Origin of the sequence: Bacillus sp. FSL R9-9492 (genome assembly GCF_038007365.1) — a bacterium.
GTDB lineage: Bacteria > Bacillota > Bacilli > Bacillales > Bacillaceae_G > Bacillus_A > Bacillus_A mycoides.
Genome location: NZ_JBBOXC010000001.1, coordinates 5,050,610 through 5,065,051 on the forward strand (window position 1 = coordinate 5,050,610; position 14,442 = coordinate 5,065,051).

At 34.8% G+C, this 14,442-nt stretch carries 13 protein-coding genes and 1 other annotated feature; of the genes, 9 read left to right on the forward strand and 4 right to left on the reverse strand.

Annotation, left to right across the window (positions count from 1 at the left end; genetic code table 11):
* Positions 1–14: 14 nt before the first annotated feature.
* From MKY70_RS26120 to MKY70_RS26130, 3 genes are all read right to left on the reverse strand, one after another.
* The gene (locus MKY70_RS26120; protein ID WP_341026059.1) at positions 15–722 is read right to left on the reverse strand and encodes a DUF3169 family protein; all 708 of its coding nucleotides are present in this window, start codon (positions 720–722) and stop codon (positions 15–17) included.
* Complete coding sequence (locus MKY70_RS26125; RefSeq protein ID WP_088033246.1) at positions 706–945, reverse strand: helix-turn-helix transcriptional regulator; 240 nt, start codon at positions 943–945, stop codon at positions 706–708. The genes MKY70_RS26120 and MKY70_RS26125 overlap by 17 nt, the downstream gene beginning before the upstream one ends.
* 402 nt (positions 946–1,347) lie before the next feature.
* Complete coding sequence (locus MKY70_RS26130; RefSeq protein ID WP_012261944.1) at positions 1,348–1,962, reverse strand: DedA family protein; 615 nt, start codon at positions 1,960–1,962, stop codon at positions 1,348–1,350.
* Between the two features lie 413 nt (positions 1,963–2,375).
* Between MKY70_RS26130 and MKY70_RS26135 the strand changes: the two genes are divergently transcribed.
* From MKY70_RS26135 to MKY70_RS26155, 5 genes are all read left to right on the forward strand, one after another.
* Positions 2,376–2,819 (forward strand): DUF3978 family protein, encoded by a 444-nt coding sequence (locus MKY70_RS26135; RefSeq protein ID WP_088033250.1) that lies wholly within the window; start codon positions 2,376–2,378, stop codon positions 2,817–2,819.
* Between the two features lie 30 nt (positions 2,820–2,849).
* The gene (locus MKY70_RS26140) at positions 2,850–3,311 is read left to right on the forward strand and encodes a L,D-transpeptidase (RefSeq protein WP_088033253.1); all 462 of its coding nucleotides are present in this window, start codon (positions 2,850–2,852) and stop codon (positions 3,309–3,311) included.
* 364 nt (positions 3,312–3,675) lie between these two features.
* Positions 3,676–4,341 (forward strand): response regulator transcription factor, encoded by a 666-nt coding sequence (locus MKY70_RS26145; protein WP_088033256.1) that lies wholly within the window; start codon positions 3,676–3,678, stop codon positions 4,339–4,341.
* Positions 4,319–5,752: a sensor histidine kinase gene (locus MKY70_RS26150; RefSeq protein ID WP_341026061.1), complete on the forward strand. Its 1,434-nt coding sequence runs from the start codon at positions 4,319–4,321 to the stop codon at positions 5,750–5,752. Before MKY70_RS26145 ends, MKY70_RS26150 begins: the two co-directional genes overlap by 23 nt.
* A 139-nt stretch (positions 5,753–5,891) precedes the next feature.
* Positions 5,892–6,794, forward strand: coding sequence for an EamA family transporter (locus tag MKY70_RS26155; protein ID WP_341026062.1), 903 nt, complete (start codon positions 5,892–5,894; stop codon positions 6,792–6,794).
* A gap of 195 nt (positions 6,795–6,989) precedes the next feature.
* On the opposite strand, the gene metG is transcribed toward MKY70_RS26155, so the two are convergent.
* Positions 6,990–8,624: a methionine--tRNA ligase gene (gene metG, locus MKY70_RS26160; protein ID WP_341026063.1), complete on the reverse strand. Its 1,635-nt coding sequence runs from the start codon at positions 8,622–8,624 to the stop codon at positions 6,990–6,992.
* Between the two features lie 50 nt (positions 8,625–8,674).
* Positions 8,675–8,945: a binding site (T-box leader), on the reverse strand.
* A 113-nt stretch (positions 8,946–9,058) separates the two neighbouring features.
* Between metG and MKY70_RS26165 the strand changes: the two genes are divergently transcribed.
* From MKY70_RS26165 to MKY70_RS26180, 4 genes are all read left to right on the forward strand, one after another.
* Positions 9,059–9,877 (forward strand): class I SAM-dependent methyltransferase, encoded by an 819-nt coding sequence (locus MKY70_RS26165; RefSeq protein ID WP_341026064.1) that lies wholly within the window; start codon positions 9,059–9,061, stop codon positions 9,875–9,877.
* A gap of 413 nt (positions 9,878–10,290) precedes the next feature.
* Positions 10,291–11,985, forward strand: coding sequence for a methyl-accepting chemotaxis protein (locus MKY70_RS26170; protein ID WP_341026065.1), 1,695 nt, complete (start codon positions 10,291–10,293; stop codon positions 11,983–11,985).
* A 228-nt stretch (positions 11,986–12,213) separates the two neighbouring features.
* Positions 12,214–13,905, forward strand: coding sequence for a methyl-accepting chemotaxis protein (locus MKY70_RS26175; RefSeq protein ID WP_341026066.1), 1,692 nt, complete (start codon positions 12,214–12,216; stop codon positions 13,903–13,905).
* A 120-nt stretch (positions 13,906–14,025) separates the two neighbouring features.
* Positions 14,026–14,343, forward strand: a complete 318-nt coding sequence (locus tag MKY70_RS26180) for a metal-sulfur cluster assembly factor (protein WP_002124161.1) — start codon at positions 14,026–14,028, stop codon at positions 14,341–14,343.
* Positions 14,344–14,442: the final 99 nt, after the last annotated feature.

Consider the following 14,442-nt stretch of genomic DNA (forward strand, 5'->3'; position numbering starts at 1 on the left):
CCGTTTTTCTCCCCTTAATAAATCATTTTTTTATGCATTTCGTACATATATGTTCCAACATGTAATACCCAAACGAACGAAATCATAATGACCATAAAGAAGTCTTTTCCATCTAAAATTGCATACGCAATCGCCGCCAACCACGCACAAGCAAGTGTCATGTTTGTATATTGATATGCCTTATATCCCGCTTCATGAACAATTTGCTTTTGCCCTTCATCTGCATTCTTTGCCCACATTTCCATTGACTGAGAATACGTAACACTCTGTTCTGGATATAGAGCGTTATACCTTTTCCTCATTACAGATCCTAACCAAGTTATAGCAATAAAGCACACTGTAGATACGACAATACTTACACTAACAAAGAGCAAGTTCCCCTCACTTGTATACGTTCTATAAAAAGTGATAACTGAACAAACAAACCATGATGGAATAATAATTTCCATTACTCGAAAATAAATAAGCGCTATCCCTAATCTTCGTCCCTTAACATTTTCTTCTTCATCTTTCGTTTGTGCGAGCGCTCTTGTACGCTTCCAAATATAATATATAATCGCTACGCCAAATACACTCATCATAGCAATGCTAATAACAGGAGGTATTTTGCTAGTACCCTCTGTTGCAATATCCCCTACTACATACCCTATAAGCCCACCAAAAATTGCTCCTACTAACAACTTCAATATAGCCGTCATTTTCCCCTTACCCTTCATCTCCATCTTCCCCCTCCACCAACATAAATATCTCCTCCACCGGCTCTCCAAAAATTTGTGCGATTTTTAGCGATAACACAATAGATGGCGCATAATCCCCACGCTCAATTAAACTAATGGTTTGCCGTGATGAGCCAATCGCTTTCCCTAAATCCCCTTGTGATAAACGATGCTTTGCTCGAAATTCCCTCACTCGATTTTGAAGCTTCATGTCTTCCCTCTTTTTCATTTATTTAATTAAAATTGTAAATAACATCCTTATATTTGTCAATTATAATTGTCATTTTGACGTAGATACATGTCAAAAACGAATATATATTATACTAAACATAACGTATATAATAATCTTCAAGAACTACATAATTGAGGTCAACGTAAACTTCCTTATTACTGAAAATAGCACCTACCAAGGTTATAGCACTTACTTTTCTAGTGAATTTAATAAATATGAACCCCTTTCCGACCTAAGCAACGATACGTACGAACTTTCACCTAATAGAACGGGAACGTATTATATAGTAGTGACCGGTTACGGTATCGATGGAAAAATAAAAGCAAACTGGAAAATACAATAAAAAAGGCAGTGCTTTTGCACTGCCTCCCTAAAATCTGACATAGAATGGATTCCATATTAACTTGCGTTTTGTAAAAATACTCGTTTTAGTTGCTTGCGGAAACGAATGCTTAACGTAATTGCTACAATGACAATGGCTCCGAAAATGATTTTGCCGATATTATCTTCCAATAATCCGAAAATATCATGTAAGTTACCACCTAACCAGTAGCCACCGATTAAGAAGAACGATACCCAGAATAAAGCACCTGAATAAATTGTAATCGCAAAGCGGCGAAACGGTAAGTTAATGATACCTGCAAAGTATCCTGTAAAATGACGTACACCAGGAATGAAGAAACCGATAAAGATTAGAAAATATCCATACTTATCGAACCACATTCTCGTTAAATCAATTTTTCTTTGTGTTAAAAATACGTACTTCCCGTATTTTTGAACAAAAGGCATACCAAGCTTATTCCCTAAAAAGTATTGAATTGTCATTCCTACACTTGTCCCAATAAAGGATAGGATAATTAAAATAGGTAAACTTAGATCACCCTTCTGTGCTAAAAACCCCGCATATGCTAATGTTGGCTCTCCCGGAAACGGAAGTGCAATGTATTCTAACAGCAAACCAACAAGTACAACATAGTACCCGTACTGCTGAAATAATTCATGAACCCATTCCATGTCATCTCTCCTTTCAATCACGTACAACTTCTTACTATTATTGTATAAAAAAATTGTCGAAATAACTATCACAATAGCTTACATTTTTATTACATTTTTGTAAGGCTCACACTAAAGTTTTCTGTTCTTTATTTGCTTATACCCATTATCATTTTAAAATGAGCTAACAACTATATACCGTACGGAATATAGCCATTAATATACATTTTTTATCCAGTTTTTAACACTTGGAAATCACCTTATTTTGTTCTCTATAAAAAACCATAACAAACTCATACTAACTTCATATTAGCTTCATATACGTATTGTAAGATTATATCGGAATTTGTTGAAAAATTTAACTAATATATGACTAAGCATTAAACTGAATAAATATAAGTCGTTTTTCGAAATTGAAAAAAGGGTGAATACGAATGGAAGCTTATAAAATGCACGATTTTATTAATACAAATGTTGAATCTCATCAAAATGAAAACGTTTTTAATTTAAACATATGTGAAACAAATGAATTTGACGTAAGTTTAACAAAATCTACAACACTATCTTTTATCGTTTCAAAAAAGAACATTAAGATCGTCACGAGAAAATGGATCAATTCAAATCAAGAAAGCATGATTGGCAAAAGCTACATCATTCCAACGAAAGCTTTTCACTATTTCTTACCTATTATTTCTGAAACTGAAGATGAACTAAAGATTCAAGTTCAAAGTTTTGGACTACATGGTGAGCTTTTATTAAATGAAAGATTACTTATTGATAAAAACAACAAACACAATACAAAGATTACTACCTTCTTTGAAACATTAGATGAAAATATAAATCAAGCATTACGAGGATTACAAATTCATTGTATGTAAGACTATTACAACAAGTAAAAGGAGAACATAATGAAAAAACTATTATTAAGTGCACTATTATCATTAGGATTTTTAACTCTTCCATTCACTACTGCAGAGGCAGCTACAATGAAAGATCAGCTTATCGTAAACACGCAGATAAATAAAATGGATTATTATCAAGATGGAAAATTCATAAAAAGTTTCACTGTCGCTACTGGAAAAGTAGCAACACCTACACCTAAAGGTACTTTTCAAATCGTAAATAAAATTAAAAACCGTCCTTACTATACAGGCAAAATTAAAGGCGGCGACCCACGTAATCCACTTGGTGACCGTTGGCTCGGATTAAATATGGCAGGAACTTACGGAACAACTTATGCTATTCATGGAACTAACAATAATCAAGCAATCGGAAAAGCGACAACACTCGGTTGTATTCGTATGTATAACAATGATATACACTGGTTATTTGAGCGTATTCAGCAGCAAGCTACTGTCACTGTAAAATAACCTAAGAACACGATTTACGTGTAGCCAAGAATTTTATATCTTGGCTTATTTTATTTATTCAATTACAGTAGCAAAACAACTGTATTTACATATATAATGAGAATAGATTGTGTCAAATAACATCAAAACATTGATAAACATAGATATTAAAATTATACATTTATAATATTTTATAAATTTTACAATACATACTATAATAGAACTACTGTAATTCTGAAATATTCAGTTTCTCTAAACAATTCCCCTTGCTGCTTTCATGATTATTTTATAGCGGGGGCTTATTATATGTATAAACAATTTGAGTCATCCGAAAAATGATGAATTCGAATATTGCAGTAAAAAGCGTTATTTAGGAGGTGTTACTATGACGCATATACTGGTGATTGAAGACAACCCAGATATACAAGAACTTATTCGTGAATTTCTAATGGCACAAAACTTTAACGTTGATGTCGTTGGCGCTGGCACAGAAGGTATACTTCTTTTCCAAAAAAATTCATACGATCTTGTCCTCCTTGATGTGATGTTACCAGATATAGATGGCTATAGTATTTGTAAAATTATGCGAGGACAATCTGATGTACCAATCATTATGTTAACAGGCTTACATAATGAAGAAAGTGAAATTAAAGGATTTGAATTAGGTATTGATGACTATATTACGAAACCGTTCCATTATACGGTATTTATTAAACGTGTAGAAGCTGTATTAAGAAGGGCAGCAACGAAGGAAGCAGAAACTGCGACTATACTACAATTCCATGAGTTGATGTTAAATTCTACAGCATATGCCGCTTATGTTCATGGTAATCAAATTGAATTGACAACAAAAGAATTTGAAATTATATATACTTTACTGCAAAATCGGGGGAAAGTATTATCAAGAAGTGATTTGTTGAATAAGGTATGGGGCTATGAACATTATGGTGATGTAAGAGTTATAGATACACATATTAAAAACTTACGAAAAAAATTAGGAATTCCTTATATCAAAACGGTGAAAGGCATTGGCTACAAAATCGAATCGTAGTAAAGACAACATCACCAAAAATATTTTCATCAAAACCTTATTATTTTGTATTCTTTTATCACTTTGTCTTTATCAAGTTATTTATTTTCTAGCTTCAAACTACGATAAAGAACGTTTTGCAAAAGAAAATGGCGCGCAGACTACAGAACATGCGGATTCAGACAAACAAAACGACCAAAGTAAAACGAATCAAAATAAAGCTGTGCCAGAGAGTAATATTTTTAATTTTCAATCTTCTATTATAGATTATAAAACACTCTCTACAGCCATCAATCACCTGTTGCAGCCTAGCCAAACTGCAAAAACAAAAGAACATGCACAAAATATTGCGGGGAAAAATAGTACAGCTGCTCCACTTACAGAAGCGGAAAAGCAAATCGCTAACAATGATGCCTTACATAAACAAAATGCAGCAAATAAAACAAATGATAATCCAAGATTAGCAGATGCACTGCAACAGTTAGCTCCATATATTGGTGCGACAATGCTTGCATTATCACTGCTCGGATCTTTAATTTATACAAAACTAATTGCCAAACCTTTTCAATATATGAGCGATGCTTTAAAAGATATTATGAATCTTGATTTCTCAGATAAAAAGGCGCTGAACAAAAATACAGATCAAACAGATTTTAATTTGCAAGTAGCTGCTTCACAAGTACCAAATATTGTAAAGAATTTACATGAAAGCAATCAAGATTTAAGAAATGAGCTCAAGAAGGAACAACAATTAGAACAATCTCGCAAAGAATTTATGTCTATGGTATCCCATGAATTAAAAACACCTATCGCAGCCGTTATGGGACAACTAGATGGCATGATTCACGGAATCGGAGCTTATAAAGATAGAGATAAATATTTAAAACGCTCCTACGAGATGATGCAAGATATTAACATATTAACGGAAAAGATGTCAGAATTATCCAAAATACAAAACCCTCAATTTAAACCGAATTTAGAAGTTATTTCATTAACTACTATTATTGAGGATGTTATGAAAAAAGTGGATTATTTTGTATCTGTAAAACAATTAAATGTTCAATCTAACATTAAACAAGACGTACAAATTTTAGCTGATCCTAAATTTATTCAAACTGCTATTTTTAACATTATTTCAAATGCAATTCATTATACAATTGATCATCAGCATGTATATATAAAGCTTTATGAAAAGCCAAACGGTTACGCATTAGAAGTATTAAATACAGGTTCACAAATCGATGAGGATAAACTTGCCCATTTATTTGAGCCATTCTATCGCGCAAATCCTGGCAAACATGGCTTAGTACAAGGTAGTGGTCTTGGGTTATATATTGTAAAACAAATATTAGATAAACATCAGTTCCCTTATGGGATACAAAACACACCTCAAGGTGTAAAATGCTCCATTGTATTCCCAAAAGCAATGTAAACTACTACTATAATTTCATACCCCAAACTCATACTTCGTATGAGTGGCGGAATTTTGTAGAGTCTCTTACTCTGTTTCGTTCGCCCGTTTTCCTTATTAGGATAACGGGCGTTTTTTATTATTTTTAAGGAGGATCTTTATGGAGAAATTCAAGTATTCATTACTCGTTTTACTCGGAGCTTGTAGCTACGGCGTACTTTCAACTATTTTCAAACTCGGATTCATTGACGGATTTTCAGCACATCAACTATTAGGAGGTCAATATGTCTTCGGATGGATTGGACTACTTCTACTCGTTCTTTTCTTTTCACGCCATAAAGTAACAAAAAGGCAATTCTTTTCATTACTAACAGTCGGAACAACGATGAGTATGACTGGGATTTTCTACGCTATTTCTGTAGAAGAACTACCGGCATCTATCGCTGTCGTTTTACTCTTTCAGTTCACTTGGATTGGTGTAGTCATCGAAGCGATTGCAAATCGAACCTTTCCAAGCCGTGAGAAAGTTATATCTATTATTATTTTATTTACTGGTACATTGTTTGCTGGTGGAGTATTTGAAGGTCTTGGACAAAACTTTTCTACGAAAGGTATTATTTTCGGACTATTAGCTGCCGTCTCTTTCTCATTCTATGTATTTGTAAGCGGGCGCGTTGCTACAGATGTTCCGCCTTATACGAAAAGCTTTCTTATGACAACGAGTGCTACTCTTATTGTATGCTTATTTTTCCCGCCTACCTTTTTAACGGACGGCGCTTTACAAGCAGGCCTATGGAAATATGCTTTCTTCCTTGGACTGTTCGGGGTTATTATACCTGTCATTTGTTTTTCAATTGGGGTACCAAAAGTCGGAACGGGACTTGGTACAATATTAGGTGCAGCTGAATTACCAACAGCAATTATCGCTTCTATTACACTTGTTCATGAAGTTGTATCGCCAATGCAGTGGATTGGGATTGTAGTTATATTACTCGGTATTTTTACACCGCAACTACTTACTGCCAGGAAAGAAAAAAAACATAATCGTGTGCATAGTGCGTGAAAACATCAACTTGTATATAAATGTGAATAAAGTTACGATATGTTAAACTTTAATACTACATTCAAGATAACATATGATATTGCAGCTATTATTCTCGTAATCCTTGCTGTGCTTTTCTTTTTGGAAGATAAGAAAGAGGGTTATACAGCATAACAAAAGACCTTTCATTTATTTGAAAGGTCTTTTCCTTATATTTCACTTTACCGCTCCATATAACTTCTCTACCTCATGTTCAATTTGCTTTACATCGATTCGCTCAAATAATGGCTGCACAATATCAATTCGGTTTGGCAACGTATTTTGGGGTTCCCAATTTACTTTAACACTCGATAATGTATTTCTAACTCTTTCACTTGAAAACGGTAAAAATGGTTCAAGCAGTTGTGCAAAGTTAGCGATAAGATAAACACAGTTACAAATCGTTTCTTCACATGAAACTGGGTCGTCTTCTCTTTGTTTCCAAGGCTGCTTTTCATCAAAGTATTTATTTGCAAAGCGTACTGCATCAAATATTGTTTCTAATGCCACCTTAAATTTAGTTTGTTCAATTGCCTCTCCTACACTTTTATATAATCCTTCTATCTTATCTCTCAGCTCTATATTAATATTTGCTTTTGGCACAATGCCATCATAATACTTTTCAATGAACTTCAACGTCCGATTCACAAAGTTTCCGTATGCGCCTAATAGTTCACTATTATGACTGTAAATGAATTCACGCCATGAAAAATCAGTATCACGATTTTCTGGTGCGTTAACTGTTAAAAAGTAACGAATAGAATCTGGATTGTAGCGTTCCAATATGTCAGGCACCCATACTGCCCAGTTTTTACTTGTAGATAATTTTCTTTTTTCAACTGTTAAATATTCATTCGAAACGATATGACGCGGGATTGCTTCTTCTCCTATTCCAAGTAATACCGCTGGCCAAATGATTGAATGAAACGGAATATTATCCTTTCCGTGCACATAATATGTTTTCGCTTCTTTATCCCAAAACTCTTGATCATCTTTCCCTGTTTCTTCAGTCCAGCGTTTACTCGCCGAATAATATCCTGTCACTGCTTCAATCCATACGTAAATTTTCTTATCTTCATATCCTGCCACTGGAATTGGTACCCCAATTGGTAAATCACGTGACACTGCCCTATCTTGTAATCCTTCCTTTAAATATCTCTCTGTTAATTGAATTGCATTGTCGCGCCATGTTACTTTCTGCTTTGCAATTTCTACGACCTCTTTAATTTGCTGCTGAAATTTATGCAATGCAAAATAGAAATGCTCTGTTTCCTGTACTGATGGCGTACTACCACATAACTTACATTTCTTTTCTAACAAATCGAGTGGATCTAAAATAGCGGAACAAGCATCGCATTGATCGCCCCTTGCTGCTTCATGACAATGCGGACAAATACCTTCTACATATCGATCCGGTAAAAATTGCGTACACGTTTCGCAATAAGCTTGTTCAACTACTTTTTTATAAATATAACCTTCTTCTAATAGTCGCAAAAAGACTTTTTGAACAGTTTCATGATGATGCTCGCTATCTGTACGTGTATAGCAATCATAAGTAAAACCAAGGCTACGAAAACATCGCTCAAACTCTTCATGATACTTATCAGCAATTTTTTTCACCGTCACACCTTCTTGTTTTGCTCTAATTGTAATCGGTGTTCCATTACAATCACTTCCCGAAACATACAACACATTCTCACCTTTTGCCCGGTAATAACGTGCTAAAATATCTCCTGGTAACAAACTAGCAATGTGTCCAAGGTGTAACGAACCATTTGCATACGGCCAAGCGCCTCCAATAAAAATACTCATCTTATATTCCTCCTTTAAAATATAAAAAGCCCCGCCCTTATCTTAAAAAAGATAAGGGCGGGGCTGTATAAACAGTCGCGGTACCACCTTATTTCGTCAGTCATTCGCATAACTAACCTTAACAAGTACGGAGCTATATGCTCTTATACTGTGGTTTTGATAACGAGTACCAACTCTCGTCGCCGCCTACTATTATCATTTGATAAGTTCAGGACGAAGCTCAAAGGCCATTGTTCAAATGAATATTCTTGCTTCTTCTCAGCTACCGAAGCTCTCTGGAAAGAATGGTTCCATTCTACTTTTCCTTTTCAACGCTTTTATGTATAAAACGTATTTTACGACTTAACAACAGAAAAATCAAACTTTTATTCAAAAAAACAGGAAATCCTACTCATTCACCGAATAACTATACGTTCACAAAAGGAGTGATAAAATTGAATCAAAAACAACTAAGTACTATTAATGAAAAAAGCTGGAACGCAGCTGCTTATGAAGCTTGGACAAATCGCCACGGGGCACCAGAGGATTATGCGAAAAAGCTCATGGAAGATCCCGTGCGCGAGGTCACTCATTATTTACCCTACATACAATCTCCAAAAGGAAAGCGTATTATTAATTTACTCGGATCAAAAGGAAATAAAGCAGTTGCTCTTGCTCTTTTAGGAGCCGATGTAACAGTTGTAGACATTTCAGCAAGTAATGAAAAATACGCAACCGAACTAGCCGAAGCTGCTGGTGTCTCTATTCAATATATCATTTCCGATGTACTAGATTTAAATCTATCCCAATCATTTGATATCGTGTTACTGGAACTTGGCGTGCTCCATTACTTTTTAGACTTAAAGCCACTCTTTCATATAATCTCTCACTTACTAAAACAAGATGGGACATTTATACTACGTGACTATCATCCCGTTTATACAAAATTATTAGGAGTAGATCATCCATCATTTCGAGCAAATGGAAATTATTTCGACGAGGAACTTATTGAAGATGACGTAGCTTATAGTACTCTCCTTACGGGATCACAGAAATACGCTTTACCGAGAACAAAAATTAGGCGCTGGACACTAGGAGAAATAATTACATCAATGGCAGAAACAAATTTCAAGGTTGAAAAATTGATTGAAGAACACGGATCTCATCAAAAGTGGGTTTTCCCTTCTACTGCACCAGAGGGAATTGAAGAGCGTATACCTGGTCTATATACATTAATTGCAACACCATGCAAAAAAGGATCCCTTCACGGATAGGATCCTTTTTTTGCATGCTTACGCATATAAGTTGAGGTTGGAGATTACCATAATTCTGTAGAATAGGACACAAGATATTTCAACATTCGTCTCTGACTTACGTCGTCAAAAAGGGGTATGACCAACATAACGAAGAGTAATGTTCAGTTGATAGTGATAATCGTTATCAACTAATTAGAAGTATACAGGATGTTATTTCAAATTACAATACCATTTCTGATTTTTATTTATGAATTTTTTGATATACAAATGTATACATTTTAAGAACATTTATTCATATCAATTTGCCTCCTTCCATTATCTGCTATAATTTTCACTGAACAGATTAATAACTTCATAATAATGTTTTTATTAATTCCGTTTCTTGTATTTATAAATCGTAATAAATAGTTTCGAAAAAGGTAGGGGTAACGATGAAATATATTAGTATTCGAAAAAAACTTCTGTTCACACTCTTAAGCATTTCTTCTTTATTTAGCATTGCTCTTATTGTTATTCTTTCGTTCGCCATGAGCCAAGCAAGTGAAATCGAAACATTAAAAAATGATGTATCAAAAAGAGCAACCATTTTAAAAGAACGCGGTGATTGGTTCCAGGCGCAAGTTGCTGGCTTACAAGAATATTTACTATCGCACGATCAAAAAGGATTAGATAAATTCAACCGGGAAGGAAAGAAATTAGCTGATACAAGAGAAAAAGTAACGAGTGATAAAAAACTCCCTGAAGGAATGAAAGAGGCCATTTTAATGGGAGCAAAATGGCGCAGCGTCGTAGATAATGAAGTCCTCCCTCTTGCACGGGAAGGAAAATGGGATGAAGCATCCAAAATTGCTCTTGCTCAAACAGATTATGTAAATGATCTTTTAAGTCGTTTTACTAAATATGCAAATGAAGAAAATGACAAACGGGACGTATTAATTGCTGACGTAGAGTCTTCTTCATCCCTTATTCAATATATTATTTTCTTCTCACTCATTACATGTACATTAACGTCTATTCTATTGGCATGGTGGTTCTCTGGTAAACTCGTTAAACCGATTCGACAAATTGATGCGAAGTTAAAAGAATTAGCTTCTCAAGATGGCGATTTAACCGCTAGATTACACGTAACGAGTAAAGATGAAATTGGTGACATCGCAAATTCCTTTAATCAAATGCTTGCTAACTTACAGCGTATAATAAAGCAAGTTCAACAAACATCAACAAGTGTAAAAGAAGCTTCTGAAAATGTGTTTATCGAAACAACTGCTTCTATGGAAAATACCGCAAAAACTAAAGAGACTATGAATGCTCTTGAGCACAATATTCGTTCACAAGTTTCTAGCATTGAAGAAAGTTCAACCGCAATGGATGATATGGCAACAAGTGTTCAGCGCATTGCAGAATCTGCCTCTTCTGTTGCTAGCTTAGCTGTTACAACTTCTGAAAAAGCAGATGATGGTAGTAAAGTAATTGAAAAATCTATTACACAGATGAATACAATCAATGACGCTGTTAACGCTACATCAAAAGTGGTAGAGCGACTCATTACACATACGAATCATATTGATACTGCTCTTCAATCCATTTCTAACGTTGCAGAACAAACGAATCTACTTGCTTTAAACGCTTCTATTGAAGCCGCCCGCGCTGGTGAACATGGAAAAGGATTCGCTGTTGTTGCCGATGAAGTACGAAAACTTGCTGAACAATCTCAGCTAGCAGCAAATGACATTAACCATTTACTTCATCAAATTCAAGCGGACACAAAAATAGCAAATGACATGATGACACAAGGTCAGTCAGAAGCTTCTGAAGGAATTACAGTCATTCGTACCGCTGGATCTTCATTCTCAGCAATTGTTAACCACATTAATAAAGTCTCTACACAGATGCAAGAAATGTCTGCAACTGCTGAAGAAATGGCCGCAAGTTCTGAAGAAATGAATGCAGCTTTAAATAATATCGCTTCTATTTCAAATGAAGTTGCTGCCGAAACATCGAAAACAGCAACTTCAGCTGGTGACCAAGTAAACAAAATGAGTGTCGTTGCTAAAAAATCATCAGAAATGAAAACAATTGTGCGAGAACTTGAAGTGCTCGTTTCTCATTTCAAAACAAATGGTTAAAATGAAAATTTCATTTATACTTCTACGAACTCTAAATTGTTAGAAAGAGCGATTTAGAGTCTCTCTTTTTTCACGCTAAAATATCTCTTTCTATCTCCCATTCTGTCTGCTATAATTCCTAAAGGAAAGAAGAAAGCTTTATTCCAGATGGAGTAAAGCTTTCTTTCAATTTTTTACATTAATTAATTAATTCTAATACTAAGATTTTACAAGGAGGATTTTTATCATATGAATTTTATTAGCATTCGAAAAAAACTAATGTTCATGATGGGAATGATTTGCGCTTTATTCGGCATCGCCTTAGCTTTTATTTTATTCTTTACCATGGATCAGTCTCATAAAGCTGAAACATTACAAAAAGAAATTTCTCCTCTTGCAACAGAATTGAAAGAGCGCGGAGACGCTTATCAAGTACAACTTTCTGCTTTAAGAGGTTATTTACTACAACATGATCAAGTCGAATTAGACAAGTTTAATGAGATGAGTAAACGTCTTGAAGATACAAAAGGGCAACTTCTTTCTAACCCTAACACTTCTCAGTCCGTGAAAAGCACAATGGAATTAGGATCCACTTGGAGAAAGTTCATTGAAGAGAAAGTATTCACTCTTGCAAAAGAACAAAAATGGGAAGAAGCTTTACAAGTAGCTTCTACAGAGAATGGCACTGTTTATAAAGTAATCGGTGATTTCACAAATTACACTAATGAACAAGCTAAATTACGTGAACAATCTATTGAAAAAATCGATCAATCTTCACTACGAATTGAATATGTTGTCTTCTTATCACTTGTTATTTGTATTGTAACTGCAATTATTCTTGCATGGTGGTTCTCTGGTAAGCTTGTAAAACCAATTCAACAAATTGATACTAAACTAAAAGAATTAGCCTCTCAAGAAGGCGACTTAACAGCCCGTCTACAAGTAAATAGCAATGATGAAATCGGTGCAATTGCATCATCGTTTAATAAAATGTTAGAAAACCTGCAACATATCATTAATCGTGTTCAAAAAACATCTGTAGAAGTACAAACAGCTTCTGAAAATATGCTAGAAAAGACTAATACATCACGCGAGGCAACAATAAGAGTTCAAAGCTCGATGTCCAACTTAAATTCAAGTATTCAATCGCAAACTTCTAGTATGGAAGAAAGCTCGACTGCGATGGATGATATGGCAATAAGTGTTCAGCGTATCGCTGAATCTGCTTCATCTGTAGCCGAACTTGCTGTAGCTACATCTGAACACGCTAACGACGGAAGTACTGTTATCCAAAAATCTGTTTCACAAATGACAACGATACATGAAGCTGTAAATGCTACATCAGAAGTAGTCGAACGTCTAATCACTCATACAAAATATATTGATACAGCTGTACAATCTATTTCTAATATCGCTGAACAAACAAATCTACTTGCTTTAAATGCTTCTATTGAAGCAGCTCGTGCTGGTGAACAAGGAAAAGGATTTGCTGTCGTAGCTGATGAAGTTCGTAAACTTGCGGAACAATCAAAAACAGCGGCAAAAGATATTAACCAATTGCTTCATCAAATTCAAAATGATACGGAAACTGCTAGCTCTATGATGTCTAAAGGTCGTTCTGAAGCATTTGAAGGCATTACTGTCGTTCGTGAGGCTGGTACTTCTTTCACAACAATTGTTGAACAAGTAAATAAAGTATCAACTCAAATGCAAGACATATCAGCAACTGCTGAAGAAATGGCTGCAAGCGCTGAAGAAATGAACGCTTCACTTAATAACATCGCTTCTATTTCAAATGAAGTATCTAGTGAAACAGCCGCAACGGCACAATCTGCTGAACAGAAAGTCATCGTGATGAATGAAATGACTCTCACTGCAAAACAAATGAAACAAACAGTTGAAGAATTAGATCAGCTTGTATCTCATTTTAAAACTGAGTAGCTTTTTTTAAAATATTCCTCTTCCAAGAGGAATATTTTTTTTGAGCTCATTCCCTGCACTTTATACGTATATCCGTTATAATGAGAATCGATATCATTAATATTTAGGGGGGTGCTACACATGTCACAACAAGCATTTGAAGAAAAGTTATATGCGAACTTAGAAGCTGTTATTGACCCTGAATTAGGTGTTGATATTATCAATCTTGGATTAGTTTATGACGTTACAGCTGATGAAAATAATAATGCTGTCATTACAATGACGATGACTTCTATCGGTTGTCCCATGGCTGGGCAAATCGTATCAGACGTTAAAAAAATATTATCAACGAACGTACCCGAAGTAAATGAAATAGAAGTAAACGTTGTATGGAATCCGCCATGGACAAAAGAACGCATGTCTCGTATGGCGAAAATCGCATTAGGTATTCGTGATTAAATAAGAAAAAGACCTGACAATCCATTTTACTGAAAGACAAGAAAAGTGAACTTTGAGGTTTGAATTAGCAATAAAGGTATGTTGTTAAACAATTGTAGG